The organism is Mycobacterium sp. RTGN4, assembly GCF_033804635.1.
GTDB lineage: Bacteria > Actinomycetota > Actinomycetes > Mycobacteriales > Mycobacteriaceae > Mycobacterium.
The window spans coordinates 79,867-93,018 of sequence record NZ_JAPZLB010000014.1 but is presented as its reverse complement, the minus strand read 5'-3'; the positions used below and the strand labels follow the sequence as shown (position 1 = coordinate 93,018).

The 13,152-nt window shown below is 66.4% G+C and carries 16 protein-coding genes; 9 read left to right on the top strand and 7 right to left on the bottom strand.

Translation table 11 applies throughout. The features are described from left to right. Positions 1-51: 51 nt before the first annotated feature. The gene (locus SLQ30_RS25600) at positions 52-1,617 is read left to right on the top strand and encodes an LCP family protein (RefSeq protein WP_319449589.1); all 1,566 of its coding nucleotides are present in this window, start codon (positions 52-54) and stop codon (positions 1,615-1,617) included. Here the strand turns inward: SLQ30_RS25600 and SLQ30_RS25595 are convergent. The 7 genes from SLQ30_RS25595 to SLQ30_RS25565 form a co-directional block, all read right to left on the bottom strand. Continuing rightward, positions 1,610-2,455: a cytochrome c oxidase assembly protein gene (locus SLQ30_RS25595; protein WP_413468183.1), complete on the bottom strand. Its 846-nt coding sequence runs from the start codon at positions 2,453-2,455 to the stop codon at positions 1,610-1,612. The two genes, SLQ30_RS25600 and SLQ30_RS25595, sit on opposite strands and share 8 nt — an antisense overlap. A 145-nt stretch (positions 2,456-2,600) precedes the next feature. Beyond that, positions 2,601-3,377, bottom strand: coding sequence for a phosphate ABC transporter ATP-binding protein PstB (pstB, locus tag SLQ30_RS25590; RefSeq protein WP_319449591.1), 777 nt, complete (start codon positions 3,375-3,377; stop codon positions 2,601-2,603). A gap of 8 nt (positions 3,378-3,385) precedes the next feature. Then, the gene (gene pstA, locus SLQ30_RS25585) at positions 3,386-4,309 is read right to left on the bottom strand and encodes a phosphate ABC transporter permease PstA (protein ID WP_319449592.1); all 924 of its coding nucleotides are present in this window, start codon (positions 4,307-4,309) and stop codon (positions 3,386-3,388) included. Continuing rightward, positions 4,306-5,352: a phosphate ABC transporter permease subunit PstC gene (gene pstC / locus SLQ30_RS25580; RefSeq protein ID WP_319449593.1), complete on the bottom strand. Its 1,047-nt coding sequence runs from the start codon at positions 5,350-5,352 to the stop codon at positions 4,306-4,308. Before pstC ends, pstA begins: the two co-directional genes overlap by 4 nt. A 48-nt stretch (positions 5,353-5,400) precedes the next feature. After that, positions 5,401-6,528 carry a phosphate ABC transporter substrate-binding protein PstS gene (pstS, locus tag SLQ30_RS25575; protein ID WP_319449594.1) on the bottom strand — a complete coding sequence of 376 codons (1,128 nt, stop codon included), beginning with the start codon at positions 6,526-6,528 and terminating at the stop codon, positions 5,401-5,403. Positions 6,529-6,649: 121 nt separating this feature from the next. Then, positions 6,650-7,534: a mycothiol synthase gene (gene mshD, locus SLQ30_RS25570; RefSeq protein ID WP_319449595.1), complete on the bottom strand. Its 885-nt coding sequence runs from the start codon at positions 7,532-7,534 to the stop codon at positions 6,650-6,652. Further along, complete coding sequence (locus tag SLQ30_RS25565) at positions 7,531-8,316, bottom strand: response regulator transcription factor (RefSeq protein ID WP_319458342.1); 786 nt, start codon at positions 8,314-8,316, stop codon at positions 7,531-7,533. The genes mshD and SLQ30_RS25565 overlap by 4 nt, the downstream gene beginning before the upstream one ends. Positions 8,317-8,478: 162 nt before the next feature. Between SLQ30_RS25565 and lmeA the strand changes: the two genes are divergently transcribed. The 8 genes from lmeA to SLQ30_RS25525 all read left to right on the top strand — a co-directional run bounded on the left by lmeA (position 8,479) and on the right by SLQ30_RS25525 (position 13,092). Continuing rightward, positions 8,479-9,276 carry a mannan chain length control protein LmeA gene (gene lmeA / locus SLQ30_RS25560; protein WP_319449597.1) on the top strand — a complete coding sequence of 266 codons (798 nt, stop codon included), beginning with the start codon at positions 8,479-8,481 and terminating at the stop codon, positions 9,274-9,276. Beyond that, on the top strand, positions 9,273-9,704 hold the full coding sequence (locus SLQ30_RS25555; RefSeq protein ID WP_319449598.1) for a thioredoxin family protein: 432 nt from the start codon (positions 9,273-9,275) through the stop codon (positions 9,702-9,704). Before lmeA ends, SLQ30_RS25555 begins: the two co-directional genes overlap by 4 nt. 221 nt (positions 9,705-9,925) lie before the next feature. Next, positions 9,926-10,390, top strand: coding sequence for a DUF4395 domain-containing protein (locus SLQ30_RS25550; RefSeq protein WP_413468182.1), 465 nt, complete (start codon positions 9,926-9,928; stop codon positions 10,388-10,390). A gap of 33 nt (positions 10,391-10,423) precedes the next feature. Then, entirely contained in the window at positions 10,424-11,257 is an 834-nt protein-coding gene (locus SLQ30_RS25545; RefSeq protein ID WP_319449599.1) for a sulfurtransferase, read from the top strand. A 3-nt stretch (positions 11,258-11,260) separates the two neighbouring features. After that, positions 11,261-11,563 carry a DUF1416 domain-containing protein gene (locus SLQ30_RS25540; RefSeq protein WP_319449600.1) on the top strand — a complete coding sequence of 101 codons (303 nt, stop codon included), beginning with the start codon at positions 11,261-11,263 and terminating at the stop codon, positions 11,561-11,563. 166 nt (positions 11,564-11,729) lie between these two features. After that, the gene (locus SLQ30_RS25535) at positions 11,730-12,404 is read left to right on the top strand and encodes an FABP family protein (protein ID WP_319449601.1); all 675 of its coding nucleotides are present in this window, start codon (positions 11,730-11,732) and stop codon (positions 12,402-12,404) included. Then, the gene (locus tag SLQ30_RS25530; RefSeq protein ID WP_319449602.1) at positions 12,404-12,664 is read left to right on the top strand and encodes a hypothetical protein; all 261 of its coding nucleotides are present in this window, start codon (positions 12,404-12,406) and stop codon (positions 12,662-12,664) included. Before SLQ30_RS25535 ends, SLQ30_RS25530 begins: the two co-directional genes overlap by 1 nt. A 53-nt stretch (positions 12,665-12,717) precedes the next feature. Continuing rightward, a complete protein-coding gene (locus SLQ30_RS25525; protein ID WP_319449603.1) occupies positions 12,718-13,092 on the top strand; it encodes a hypothetical protein in 375 nt (124 codons plus the stop codon). Positions 13,093-13,152: the final 60 nt, after the last annotated feature.

The window sequence follows — 13,152 nt, the reverse complement described above, 5'->3', positions numbered from 1 at the left end:
GTAGTTATCAGGTGATCACGGTCGGCACATTCGTTGGGAGCTCGCGCTGAGATGAACCGGCGCAGCACAACGTCCCACCGGATGCCCAGGACGGCCAAACCCAGGTCGGCGTGGTTTCGTGTGGCCAGCCGGGGCCTGGTCGCCCTGATGTCCACCGTGGCGCTGCTGGTCACGGGGACGCTCTGGTGGGGCGCGCACGACCTGCTGGGTGGGTTCACCGTCTCGGCCGCGCTACCCGGCGACGGCGACCGGTCCAGCGGCGGAGCGATGAACATCCTGCTGATCGGGCTCGATTCGCGGAAGGACCAGGAGGGTAACGACCTGCCGCAGGAGGTCCTGGACCAACTCCACGCCGGAGACTCCGACCAGGGTGGCTACAACACCAACACGCTGATCCTGATGCACGTCAGCCCGGACGACAAGGTCACCGCGTTCTCGATCCCGCGCGACGACTACGTGGCGTTCAACCGCGTCCCCGGATACCGGCACATCAAGATCAAGGAGGCCTACGGGCTGACGAAGTTCTACACCGAGCAGAAGCTCGTCGACGAGGGCGTCAGCGACCAGTCCGAGCTGGAGAAGCAGGGCCGCGAGGCTGGCCGCGCAGCCACGCTCAGCGCGGTCCGCAACCTCGTCGGGGTGCCCATCGACTACTTCGCCGAAGTCAACCTGGCCGGCTTCTACGACTTGGCCGCTACGCTCGGCGGCGTCGAAGTATGCCTGAATCACGCTGTCCACGACGACTATTCGGGTGCCGATCTGCCCGCTGGACATCAGCGGCTCAACGCTACGCAAGCCCTGGCCTTCGTGCGTCAGCGCCACGGACTGGACAACGGCGACCTCGACCGGACACACCGTCAGCAGGCGTTCCTGGTGTCGGTCATCCATCAGTTGCAGGACTCCGGAACGTTCTCCAACCTTGGCAAGCTGCAGGAGTTGCTCGCGGTGGCGCGCAAGGACATCGTCTTCTCCGACGGCTGGGACGTCAACCGGCTGAAGCGCCTCAGCGCGCTCGCCGACCCGAGCGCCAAGTACGAGACGCTGCCGGTGCTGAGATACGACGTCAAGAACGGCCAGGACGTCAACATCATCGATCCGAAGCAGATCCGGGCCCAGGTCCGCGCCGCGTTCAGCGACGGCGGCCCGACCACCACGTCGCCACATTCACCGTCGAGCATCGTCGACGTCGTCAACGCCAGTCGGCTCAGCGGTGTCGCGGCGTCGATGTCCGAGCAACTTGCCGGTCACGGGTATCCGGTGGGTGAGATCCGCGACGCCACTGCCGAGGACCCCACCAGCACGGTGATCGAATACGGGTCGGGCGCCGAACGCGACGCCGAGGACATCAGCGGGCTGCTCGGCGACATCCCGACCGAGCCCGACAGCGGCATCGAATCGGGGCACGTCCACGTCGTGCTCGGCGACGACTACAGCCCGCCGAGCGCCGACGAACTGTCGGCGTCCTCAACGTCAGCGCATCCTGGATGGTTCTCCGAAGGCTCCACCACGACGACCACGACAACGACCACCACCACGACAACGACGACCACCACGACGACGCCCACGCCCGATCAGGGTCAGCCGCTCAGCGGCGCCGAGATCCCCTGCGTCAACTGAAGCGGTCGTGTAGCTGCGGGTCGTTCTTCCACCACAGCGTCGACTCGGCAACCTGCTCGGGCGGCGCCTCTGGAACTCGATCGAGTTCGGCGTCGACGTCGGCCGCGCGCGCCTTCTCGTCCACGGACAGGGCGCGCACGAGCAGCATCAGGAACGGCAGCCCGAGGACGTCGCCGAGAATCCACAGGATCCCGGCTCCGACCGACTGATCCACCCGCGGGCTGGGTCCCCAGTCGCGGCCCAGCCCTTGGTAGTAGGCGACCGCGACGAGCGGACCCAGCCACAGCATTACGCCCAGCAGACCGTCGCCGATGGTCTCCGCGATACTGATCACCATCGAGAGCAACTGCGAGTACCGACGCGGCACCGGATCCGCTTGCAGCCGCGCATAGAAGTAACCGAATCCGATTGCCAATAAGAGGATTTCGGTCACCGTCCCGACGGATCGTCGTTCGAGTGCGGCGGTGTACCACGGTGTGAGGTATAGCAGCCACGGCGTGGCGAGCATGGCGACGGACGTGGTGAGCGGGTGAGCCACGACGCGGGCCGTCCGCGAGCCGAGCGCACGATCGAACCTCGCCGCCGCTGCGCGGGAGAGCGCATTGCGCAACACCGTCAGCGGAGTGCCCAACGCGATCAGCATCGGCGCGACGAACAGCAACAGCAGGACCTGCAGTGCGCGCACCCAGAACAGCACCTCGGCGTACACGGCGATCGCGCTGACCGTGGCCAGGCCCCAGCTCACCACGCCGACGGCAAAGCACCAGGCGGCACGCCGGTCGACCACCCGGGTCCCGGCGCGCAGACACCACCAGTACCCGCCCCCGACCACCGCCATCAGTACAACCGATGGCAGGTCCAGGGTCCACGAGCCGACGGCCGTCGACGGCGTGAGGGGCGCTAGCACTGATCGGACGCTAGCCCCGCACGCTGTCAGCCCGCCCTACTGGTCCGCAGAGCTTGCTGAGTCCTTCTTTACGAGGTCAGCCGAATCGACCGGAGATGTAGTCCTCGGTCGCCTTCTCCGTCGGATTGGAGAAGATCTTGTCGGTGTCGTCGATCTCGACCAGCTGGCCCGGCTTGCCCGTGGCCTCCAGGTTGAAGAACGCGGTCTGATCGCTGACCCGGGCCGCCTGCTGCATGTTGTGCGTGACGATCACGATCGTGAAGTCCTGCTTGAGCTCGGAGATCAGATCCTCGATCGCCAGCGTGGAGATGGGGTCGAGCGCAGAGCACGGCTCGTCCATCAGCAGCACGTCGGGCTGAACCGCGATGGCGCGGGCGATGCACAACCGCTGCTGCTGTCCGCCGGACAGCCCGCCACCCGGCTTGTCGAGCCGGTCCTTGACCTCGTTCCAGAGGTTCGCGCCCTTGAGCGACCGTTCGGCCACCTCATCGAGCGTCTTCTTGTTGCGCACGCCCTGCAGCTTCAGCCCGGCCACCACGTTGTCGCGAATCGACATGGTGGGGAAGGGATTCGGACGCTGAAACACCATGCCGATGGTCTTGCGAACGCCCACCGGATCGACACCCGCTCCGTAGATGTCCTCGCCGTCGAGCAGCACCGAGCCCTCGACGCGGGCGCCGGGGATGACTTCGTGCATGCGGTTCAGCGTGCGCAGCACCGTGGACTTGCCACAGCCCGACGGGCCGATGAAGGCCGTCACGCTGCGGGGCTGCACCGACAGTGCGACGTTGGACACCGCGTGGAAGGCACCGTAGTAGATGTTGACGTCTTTGAGATCAAGCCGCTTGGCCATGGAAACTCCTAAACCTTCTTGGGGGCAAAGATTTTGGCGACGAGCCGTGCGGCGATGTTGAGCACCGCTATCAGCAGGACCAGGGTCAGCGCTGCGCCCCACAGTCGATCCGTTGGCACGGGGTTGCCCCCGCCCGCCCCGGCGCCTGCGGCGATCTGGTCGTACATCATGCCCGGCAGCGAGCCCATGAAGCCGCCGAACATGTCGAAGTTGATCGACGCTGCGTAACCCACCAGGATCAGCAGCGGCGCCGTCTCGCCCATGACGCGCGCCAACGCCAGCATCACGCCGGTGACGATGCCGGACAACGCCGTCGGAATCACGATGCGGACGATGGTCTTCCACTTCGGCACGCCCAGTGCGTAACTCGCCTCGCGCAGGTCCATCGGAACGATGCGCAGCATCTCCTCGGTGGCCCGCACGATCACCGGGATCATCAGCAGCACCAGAGCCAGTGAGACGGCGAACCCCGAGCGTTGGAAGCCGAACGTGGCCACCCACAGCGCGTAGATGAACAACGCCGCGACGATCGACGGCACGCCGGTGAGGATGTCGACCATGAAGGTGGTGAACTTGCCGAGTCGGGTACCGCCGCCGTACTCGACGAGGTACACCGCGACCATCACGCCGATCGGGACCGAGATGATCGAGCAGACAAGGCCTTGCAACAGCGTTCCGACCAAGGCGTGGTAGACGCCGCCGCCTGCCGCGAATGCGGTAGTGCCCGCCTGCGAGTGGGTAAACCAGTCCGCTTGGGTCACCGCGTCGATGCCCTTGGTGACGACCGCGTAGAGCACCCACACCAGCGGAACCAGTGCGATCAAGACGGATACCGTGACCAACACAGTGGCGGCGGTGTTCGTGATCTTGCGGCGCACGCTCACGCCCTGGAAGGTCGCGACCTTCAGGGGTCGATCCAGTGTCGACGTCATGCCTTGGCACCTCTCCCTGCGACGGCGGCGCGGGCCAGCGAGTTCACCACGAACGTCAGGATGAACAGCACCAGACCCGCAGCGATGTAGGCCCCCGCCTTGTATTCGTCGTTGAATTCGCTTGCGGCAGCAGCGATCTTGCTGGCGAAGGTGTAGCCGCCGTCGAAGAGCGACCACCCGAACTGCTTCTGAACCCCGCGCAGGATGATCAGTAGTGCGATGGTCTCGCCGAGCGCACGGCCGAGGCCGAGCATGGCACCGCTGACGTAGCCCGACAGGCCGAACGGAAGCACCGTGGTGCGGACCACCTCCCACCGGGTGGCACCGAGCGCCAACGCCGCCTCGATCTGACCGCGCGGCGTCTGGACGAACACCTCCCGGGTGACGGCGGCGATGATCGGCAGGATCATCACCGCGAGCACGATGCCCGCCGTGAAGATGGTGCCGCCGCCGGCCACCGACGCGCTTCCGGTCTTGAACAGGAAGATCCAGCCGAGGCTCTCGTTCAACCACAGCGCGAACGGCTTGATCACCGGTGCAAGAACGTAGATCCCCCAGACGCCGTAAACGATCGACGGCACCGCGGCGAGCAGGTCGACCATGTAACCGAGCGGTCCGGCCAGCCGACGCGGTGAGTACTGGGTGAGGAATATCGCGATGCCGAGCGCCACTGGCATCGCGATAACCAGAGCGAACACCGAGACGAACACGGTCACCAGCAAAAGGTCGAGGATGCCGAAATGCATCGCCGACGTATCGGTGGTGATCCAGTTGCCGCCGTAGGTGAAGAAGTTCTCCTGGTTGCGGGCCAACGCAGGAATCGCGCGCCACAGCAGGAACACCGCGATGGCCGCGATGAGCACGACGATCAGAATGCCCGCGCCCTCCGCAAGGCCGCGGAAGATCTTGTCTCCCAAGCGAACCTTCGCACCCTTGGAGGGGTTGGTGGAGATGGGTTCCGGTGCGGGAAAGGGTGAAGCGATCACTTCACCCGATCCCGCGTCCGCTGGATTCGGTATCGTCACGTCGACCCTATCGGTCATTGGTCCCGGAACCCATCCTCACCGTTCTCGTGCAGTCGCGCCAGGCAACTACGCAATTGCGTCAACGGACTTCAGCAAGCGCGCCTTGAACGCGTCGGGCAGCGGGACGAACCCGGCCGCCGACAGGTTTGCCTGGCCCTGGTTTGCGGCCACCGTGAGGAACGACTTGACCGCCGCGGCGGTGTCGGCGTCGTAACCCTTCGAGCAGACGATCTCGTAAGTCGCCAGCATCAGCGGGTATGCGCCCGCGGCCTTGGTGGCGTACAGCGCGTCGAGGTCGAGCGCGAGGTCAGGGCCGTCGGCCTTGAACTTCGCGTCGCCGACCGCAGCCTTCGTCGACTCGTCGGTCAACGCGACCGCGCCCGCGCCACTGTCGATCTGGACGAACGGCAGGTTCGCCGCCGCCGCCGGGCTCTTCTCGACGTACCCGATGGCACCGTCGGTGGCCTGCACGGCCTGCACGACGCCCGCGGACTTCGCGGCGCCCTCGCCCGCACCGCCCTGGAACTCCTTGCCCGCACCCTTGGTCCAGGTCTGCGGGGCAGCGGCGGTCAGGTACTTCTGGAAGTTGTCGGTCGTGCCCGAGGAGTCGTTGCGGTAGATCGGGGTGATCTTGGTGTCGGGCAGCGTCACACCGGAGTTCAGTGCGGCGATGGCCGGGTCATTCCAAGTCGTGACGGCGCCGGTGAAGATCTTCGCGATTACGTCGGCGTTCAGCACCAGCTTGTCGGCACCCGCGACGTTGTAGGCCAACGCGATGGGGCCGAACACCAGCGGCAGGTTCCAGGCCGGGTTGCCGCCACAGCGCTGTGCGGCCGGGTCGACCTGGTCCTTGGACAGCGCCGAATCGGAGCCCGCGAAGTCGACCTGCTTGGCGAGGAACTGCGTGACGCCCGCGCCCGAACCCGTTCCGTTGTAGGAGAGGTTCTTGCCGCTGCACGCCTGGCCCCAAGCCTTGTTGAACTCGGCGATCGCGTTCTGCTGGGCGGTCGAGCCCTCGGCGGTCAGCGTGTTCTTGCCACCGCAGTCGGCGGAGGCTGACGACGAGCTTCCCGAAGCGCTGGAAGAGGAGGTTCCGGCGTTGTTGTCACTGCCGCAGGCGGTCAGCGTCAGGGCTGCGATGGCCGTCGCCGAGAGCGTCGTGCCAAGTACCTTGCCAAAGCGATTGAGCTTCACTTATCCCACTTTCGATTGTCGGCCTCAAGACTCTCCGGCAACGTATTCGCCGCGCATGGACGGCTCGGGGATGAAAAGTGAACGAAAGGTGAACAGGCTCAGCAGCTTCACAGCTGAGGGGCTAACGCAGGGTGTACGCGACATCCGTACTGAAGACCTCGAAACCCAGCTTCCGATAGGTCCTTACGGCGGCTGAGTTATTTGCCTCGACGTAAAGCATCACCGTCGCATCGGCGCCCAGCCGCTCCGCGAGATGACGCAGACCGACCAGTGTCAACAAGGCACCAACGCCACGGCCCTGGGTCGTCGGATCGACGGCCACCACGTAGACCTCACCGAGCTCGGGCCCGTGCACTTTGGTCCAGTGGAACCCCAGAAGCTTTCCGGACTCCTCGTCGTAAGCCAAGAACAATCCGGCGGGGTCGAACCACGGCTCGGCGCGCCGCTCGACCAACTCGGCCTCGGTCCAGCCACCCTGTTCGGGATGCCACGCGAAGGCCGCGTTGTTGACGCGCAGCAGCTCTTCGTCGGCGTCGGGGCCCGGGTACGTCGTCACCCGCACCCCATCGGGGACCGGGTCGGCAGGAAGGTCGGCCAGCGCCCGACGCATCTGCAGGAGTTCGCGCGCGGCCACCAGGCCAAGAGCGGATGCCGTCGCCCTGGCGGACTCGATGTTCCCGTGCGCCCAGACCCTGGCGCCGGCGCCGCCCTCGGTGAGCCCAGTGCGGATCAACGCCGCACCGATACGCCTGCGCCGGACAGTTGGGTGGACGACGACCTCCGCCATCGCCGTCGCATCGGTGGTCGCCTCAACCAGATTCAGATAGCCGACGATCGTCCCGCCGTCTTCTGCCACCAGGTGCCTGGTGCGGTCGTGCGAGAGCTCGCGCAGCACCTGATCACCGACGGGGGCGACGCCGTCGTGATCCTGGGCCGCGGCGATGACATCGCGAATTCTTCGTTGGTCGGCATCCGAGAGCGTGGCGTGCCAGGCCAGCGCGGTCACTGACTGTGCAGCGGGTCGGTCAGCGGCTCCGGCGCGTCGGCGTAGGCGTCGGTGTCCTCGAAGTCATCGGCGACCTCCGCACCGGGCGCGGGCGGGCGGCCCCTGGCGGGTCGAACAGCCTTGTAACCGACGTTGCGCACGGTGCCGATCAGCGACTCGTACTCGGGGCCGAGCTTGGCCCGCAATCGGCGCACGTGAACGTCGACGGTACGAGTGCCGCCGAAGAAGTCGTATCCCCAGACCTCTTGGAGCAGCTGCGCTCTGGTGAACACCCGACCTGCGTGCTGCGCCAGATACTTCAGCAGCTCGAACTCCTTGTAGGTCAAGTCGAGTGGGCGGCCTCGCAGTCGGGCGGTGTAGGTGCCCTCGTCGATCACCAGCTCGCCGAGGTTGACCTTGCCGAGGTTCTCCTGCTCTGCGGCGCCTCCGCGGCGGCCGACCAGAAGCCGCAGTCGGGCATCGATCTCGGCGGGGCCGGTACCGGGCAGCAGGATGTCGTCAAGCCCCCAGTCGACGTTGATGGCGACGAGTCCGCCCTCATTGACCACGGCAACGACAGGAACCAGCGTCCCCGTCGTACCGAGCAGCCGACACAAGCCGCGGGCGGCCGCAAGATCCGTGCGCGCATCGACGATCGCCACATCCGCGGTACCGGCCTCCAAAAGCGAGGACACCTCGGTAGGCGCCGTCCGCACGGTGTGTGCGAGCAGCGAGAGCGAGGGCAGCACCGAATCGGGATGCGGGTCGACGGTCAGTAGCAATAGATCCAACGGGTCCTCCATCACGCCTCTGGGAGACGAACCAGACGTCAGTGTCCGGTCATCTCCCAGATTCATGGCTGACACGTGGCCGTTACCGGCCAACGATGGCCTAACGATAGCGCGCTACCAGCCGATTAGCCGCGCTGAGCGTGGGTGTGACCTCCGGTAAGCCAGAATGACCCAGTGCGCAAGGTGCTGATCGGACTAGTGGCGACGGTGACGACCCTGGTCGTCGCTTCCGTCGGGGCTGACTTCGGCGGTGCAATCTACGCGGAGTACCGGTGGGCGCGCAGCGTGCGCAGCGCGAACGGGCTGGATTTCGACCCCTGGGTCGGAATCCTCGGATTCCCCTTTACCGCGCAGGCAATGCGCCACAGATATCGCGAGGTGGAGATTCGCGCAGGCGGCGTCGACCACCCGGTCGTCGGCAAGGTGTCGCTGGAGGCCACCATGCATTCGGTCGACCTGAGCCAGACGTCGTGGCTGGTGGAACCGGACGCCAAGCTTCCCATCCGAAAGCTGGAGAGCCGCATCATCATCGACTCGACCCACGTCGGACGGTTCATGAAGATCAAGGACCTGCTCGTCGAGGCTCCATCCAGGGAGACCAACGACCCGACGGGTGGCACCACCGAGTCGGGAATCTCGAGCAACTCGGGGCTCGTCTTCACCGGCACCCCCAAGTCGGCGGGCGTCGACGAGAAGGTGAGCGTTTCGGTCGACCTCTCCGTGGTCGGCGAGGAACAGACGACACTGGTGCTCAAGGCCACCGGGGTGCTCACCGGCGCAGGCACGGCCGACCACGAGGTCCCCGAGCAGAAGCAGGCGGCGGTGCTGGCCGCGTTCAGCACCAGCATCCCCGGCCAGAAACTGCCGTTCGGCCTCAAACCGACCAGTGAGGGCGCCCGCGGGTCCGACCTCATCATCGAAGGCATCACCACGGGAGTAACCGTGCCGCTAAGTGGGTTTAGACAGTCATGAGTTCATCTGTCGTCGTCGTGGTCGCCGTGACCATCGCTGCGTTCGGGGTGGCGTACCTCGTCGGACGGCTGCTGACGTTGCGTTCCGGGATGCTGCGCGACGCCACGAAAGCTGCCGACTTGTCGGCTGAAGCTGCTTCCGATCTGGGGCTTTCCACTACCGGCCCCACGGTGCTGCACTTCACCGCCGAGTGGTGCGGACCGTGTGCGGCGGTACGCAGGGTGGTCGACCAGGTGTGCGACGAACTGCCGGGGGTGGCCCACGTCGAGATCGACATGGACGCCAATCCGGCCGCCGCGCGTCGACTTTCGGTGTTGTCGCTGCCGACCACGATCATCTTCGCCGCCGATGGGCGCCCGCAGTTCCGCATGACCGGCGTCCCGAAGGCCGCTGACCTGCGCGCTGCCCTCGAACCACTAGTGGCTTGACGGCTTCGTCTTTCGGAGGCTCTTTAGGTACCATGGCCGACGTGTCCGCCCGCCTCGAGCTAGTGCTCACCAAGCGCCGCACAGTCGACCTGTGCCGCGTTGCGGGTTGTCGCTGTTGTTGTCGTAGCTGCTAAGTAGCCGCGCAGTACTTTGCGCCGCGCTAGGAGCAGCCCCCGCGGGTATGCCCGCGATCCGTGTTGACAACAATCAGGAGCATTCTCATGTCGAACAAGATCACCGGACCAGACCAGGTCGACGTCCGGGGCCCGCGCTTCGCGGCCTGGGTCACCACCGCCGTCATCGTGGCCACATTGGTCGCCGCCACCTTCAGCAACACCGCAGCGGCCGTCATCCTCGGCCTTCAAGCCGTCGTCTTCGCCATCGGCGCCGTCGGCGGCCCGCGCAAGCACCCGTACGGTCGGATCTTCGCGACCCTGGTCGCACCGCGGCTCGGTCCGGTGACCGAGCGGGAGCCAGTACCGCCGCTGAAGTTCGCCCAAGCCGTCGGCTTCGTCTTTGCCGTGATCGGGGCCGCCGGCTTCGCCACGGGACTGAGTCTGGTCGGGCTCATCGCAACGGCGTTCGCGTTGATCGCCGCATTCCTGAACGCCGCCTTCGGCATCTGCCTTGGCTGCCAGCTGTACCCGCTCGTCGCTCGCCTGCGCCGGGTCCCCATCCCTTCTTAATCTGAAATACCAAGCTACCGAAAGGTTCTCGTAATGGCTCGCTCCGAGGTACTCGTCACCACCGAATGGGCGGAGAGCAATCTCGACGCGCCCAACACCGTCTTCGTGGAGGTCGACGAGGACGCCAGCGCCTACGACGTCGGGCATATCGCCGGCGCCGTCAAGCTGGACTGGAAGACCGATCTCCAGGATCCGGTGCTCCGCGACTTCGTCGACGCGGAGCAGTTCTCGAAGCTGCTGTCGGACCGGGGCATCTCCAATGACGACACCGTGATCCTCTACGGCGGCAACAACAATTGGTTCGCCGCCTACGCGTACTGGTACTTCAAGCTGTACGGCCACCGCGACGTCAAGCTGCTCGACGGCGGGCGCAAGAAGTGGGAACTCGACGCACGCCCGCTTTCGGCCGACAAGGTCGAACGCCCCGCGACGTCGTACACCGCGCAGACGCTCGACGACAGCATCAGGGCCTACCGCGACGAGGTCATCGCCGCCATCGGCACCAAGAACCTGGTCGACGTCCGCTCCCCCGACGAGTTCTCCGGCAAGATCCTGGCGCCTGCCCACCTGCCGCAGGAGCAGAGCCAGCGCCCAGGGCACATCACCGGCGCCATCAACGTTCCGTGGAGCAAGGCGGCCAACGACGACGGCACCTTCAAGTCCGACGACGACCTCGCCAAGCTGTACGCGGAGGCCGGGTTGGACGGCGAGAAGGAGACCATCGCGTACTGCCGGATCGGGGAGCGTTCGTCGCATACCTGGTTCGTGTTGCAGGAACTGTTGGGCCACAAGAACGTCAAGAACTATGACGGCAGTTGGACGGAATACGGCTCCCTGGTGGGCGCCCCGATCGAGTTGGGAAGTTGAGATATGTGCTCCGCACCGAAGCAAGGACTGACGTTGCCCGCCAACGTTGACCTCGAGAAGGAGACGGTCATCACGGGCCGTGTCCTGGACGGCACCGGCCAGGCCGTCGGCGGGGCGTTCGTGCGCCTGCTCGACTCGTCCGACGAATTCACGGCCGAGGTCGTGGCATCGGCCACCGGCGACTTCCGGTTCTTCGCCGCGCCGGGGACGTGGACGCTACGTGCGCTCTCGCCTGCCGGTAACGGCGATGCCAGCGTTGCCCCGTCGGGTGCAGGCATCCACGAAGTCGACGTCAAGGTCGCCTGACCGCTAACACGGGGGCGGCGGCCGCGTGACCCAACTCCTCCGTCCGCTCCCGAGGAACTAGACTCAACATCGTGGTGCTCTTCTTCGAGATCATGCTCGTAGCGGCGGTGGTGGTCATCACCTGGTTCGCGCTGTACGCGGTCTACCGGCTCGTCACCGACGACCTGTGACGTCCGCAGACGATTCAGCCGACGCTTCGATCGGCGGTATCTCCGCATCCGGTGACGAGGCATTGGCCGCGGCCGCTGAACGCAGCAAGGTGACCTCCGCCCGCAACCTCCCGGCCTTCGACGACCTCCCCCTGCCTACCGACACCGCCAATCTGCGCCAGGGTGTCAACCTCAACGACGCGCTGCTCGCGCTGTTGCCGCTCGTCGGAGTGTGGCGAGGCGAAGGCGAAGGCCACTCCGCTGCCGGCGACTATCGCTTCGGCCAGCAGATCGTGGTGTCCCACGACGGCGGCGAATATCTGAACTGGGAAGCCCGGTCCTGGCGGCTGTCCGAATCCGGTGACTACGAGAACCCTGGGCTCCGCGAGACCGGCTACTGGCGGTTCGTCGACGACCCGAGCGATCCGGGCGAATCGCAGGCCATCGAGCTCTTGCTCGCCCACTCCGCCGGCTATGTCGAATTGTTCTACGGCCACCCGCTGAACCTGTCGTCGTGGGAGTTGGCCACGGACGCCCTGGCCCGCAGCAAGTCGGGTGCGTTGGTGGGCGGGGCCAGGCGCCTGTACGGCATTGTCGAGGGCGGCGACCTCGCCTACGTCGAGGAGCGCGTGGACGCCGACGGTGGCCTGGTGCCGCACCTGTCCGCCCGGCTCGCGCGGTTCGTCGGCTGATGCGCGGGATCGTGCGACCTCGACTGATGGTGGCTGGACTCGCCGCGGCCGGACTACTCAGCGCGTGTGGGTCCGAGCAGGTACCAGCCCCGACTAGCACCCAACCCACCTCGCAGCACGGTGCCTACGCGCAATGTCTGGCCGAGCACGGGGTGCCAACGCCGCCCGCAGGCCCCGCCGCCCCGCCGGGCGTCGACGAACAGACGTGGGCGAAGGCGCAGCAAGCATGCGCCGACCAGACACCGGGACCCGCCAGCTAGCTGCGCTGGGCTCAGCGCGCCAGGGCCACCAGCTCGCCGAAGTAGGAGGAACGTTGATTTCCAAGTGTTTTCGAGCCGCACTGCTCGCGGTGGCCGCGACGGCGCTCGTCGGTGGAACCGCGGCGTGTTCGTCGGGTGGCGACTCGGGAACGACGTCAACGACCACCACGCCGTCCACCGCCGCGCCGGCGACGACGTCGGCTGCACCCGCGAAACCCGACTTCGACGCGTTCTCGAAATGCATGACCGACAACGGCATGCCTGCACCCCAGCCGGGTGGGCCGCCGCCTGGTGCACCTCGCGATCAGCCGGCCGGACCGCCGCCCGGTGGTCCTGGTGCACAGCCGCCAGCCCCTGGGGTGGACCAGGCGACCTGGGAGAAGGCCTTTGCGGCGTGCGCCTCACTGGCTCCGCCACCGCCGCGCTAGTAGCGGCACCCGGACATGAAGCGGCCCCCGAGCCTTGGTTCCTGGTCGGACAAAACCGAG

Coding starts and splice junctions, on each gene's coding strand:
- SLQ30_RS25600 (WP_319449589.1), top strand. CDS start 52: ATGAACCGGCGCAGCACAACGTCCCACCGGATGCCCAGGACGGCCAAA.
- SLQ30_RS25595 (WP_413468183.1), bottom strand. CDS start 2,455: ATGGCGGTGGTCGGGGGCGGGTACTGGTGGTGTCTGCGCGCCGGGACC.
- pstB (WP_319449591.1), bottom strand. CDS start 3,377: ATGGCCAAGCGGCTTGATCTCAAAGACGTCAACATCTACTACGGTGCC.
- pstA (WP_319449592.1), bottom strand. CDS start 4,309: ATGACGTCGACACTGGATCGACCCCTGAAGGTCGCGACCTTCCAGGGC.
- pstC (WP_319449593.1), bottom strand. CDS start 5,352: ATGACCGATAGGGTCGACGTGACGATACCGAATCCAGCGGACGCGGGA.
- SLQ30_RS25565 (WP_319458342.1), bottom strand. CDS start 8,316: ATGGAGGACCCGTTGGATCTATTGCTACTGACCGTCGACCCGCATCCC.
- SLQ30_RS25555 (WP_319449598.1), top strand. CDS start 9,273: ATGAGTTCATCTGTCGTCGTCGTGGTCGCCGTGACCATCGCTGCGTTC.
- SLQ30_RS25550 (WP_413468182.1), top strand. CDS start 9,926: ATGTCGAACAAGATCACCGGACCAGACCAGGTCGACGTCCGGGGCCCG.
- SLQ30_RS25545 (WP_319449599.1), top strand. CDS start 10,424: ATGGCTCGCTCCGAGGTACTCGTCACCACCGAATGGGCGGAGAGCAAT.
- SLQ30_RS25540 (WP_319449600.1), top strand. CDS start 11,261: ATGTGCTCCGCACCGAAGCAAGGACTGACGTTGCCCGCCAACGTTGAC.
- SLQ30_RS25530 (WP_319449602.1), top strand. CDS start 12,404: ATGCGCGGGATCGTGCGACCTCGACTGATGGTGGCTGGACTCGCCGCG.